We start from the raw sequence: 898 nt of genomic DNA on the forward strand, positions 1-898 counted from the left end.
GTGTAGTGCACGCTTATGAGCGTCAGCTGCCGATTGACCAAGATGTCACTAGCGATTTTTACTTACCAGGCGGCAAAGTCTATTTGCAATTTTGGGGAAGTGACGATGGGGAGATGGCTCAGGCCGACCGTGAGACCATTCGTACTGTTTATGAGCAGCATCATTTCAATCTTATCGAAGTCGAACCGAGTGAACTAGACAAGTTGGATGAAGTGCTTCCTAAGCGTCTTCGTCAGTTTGGTATTAAAGCTTATTGACGACTTAAGCCCGCTGTTCAGATAAGAAAAAACCCGTGTTCAACACGGGTTTTGTATTTTTAGTGTGTTTCTAGGCTGCCATCCTATGGGTTAAAAGCCTTTGATGTTTTCTGCTTCTAGCTCAGAGAAGTACTTCACTGTCTTCACTTTCAGTTCTTGTTGAGCTGGTTCGTCGCATACGATCACCGCTTTAGGGTGAAGTTGAAGAGCAGAAACTGTCCATAGGTGGTTTACACAACCTTCCACGGCTGCTTCAAGTGCCTGAGCTTTGTTATGGCCAGTGACCAAGATCATCACTTCTTCTGAGTCTAGAAGCGTACCAACACCGATAGTCAGCGCGTATTTAGGCACTTGGTTGATATCGCCGTCAAAGAAGCGAGAGTTCGCAATGCGAGTGTCTTCAGTGAGGGTCTTGATGCGAGTACGAGAAGAAAGAGATGACGCTGGCTCGTTGAACGCGATGTGACCGTCGTTACCCACGCCGCCCATGAACAGGTTGATCTTGCCGTAAGACTTAATTTTGTCTTCGTAACGCTTACATTCTGCGTCGTGATCGTCTGTGTTACCGTTCAGTAGGTTGATATTTTCTTCTTGAATATCAATGTGATTAAAGAAGTTGTTGTACATGAACGAGCGGTAAG

1 protein-coding gene and 1 pseudogene are annotated in these 898 nt (G+C 45.8%); one reads left to right on the top strand and one right to left on the bottom strand.

Annotated features, from left to right (window positions below; translation table 11 throughout):
- Positions 1–257: pseudogene (locus IQP38_RS26530) on the top strand (glycerol kinase); the annotation flags it as partial.
- A 90-nt stretch (positions 258–347) separates the two neighbouring features.
- Here IQP38_RS26530 and nagB read toward each other — a convergent pair.
- Positions 348–898: glucosamine-6-phosphate deaminase (gene nagB, locus IQP38_RS26535; protein ID WP_228010104.1), on the bottom strand; the 551-nt coding region annotated here is incomplete at its 5' end.

The sequence above is a fragment of the Vibrio sp. OPT41 genome (assembly GCF_015163595.1).
In the GTDB taxonomy this organism is placed as follows: domain Bacteria; phylum Pseudomonadota; class Gammaproteobacteria; order Enterobacterales; family Vibrionaceae; genus Vibrio; species Vibrio alginolyticus.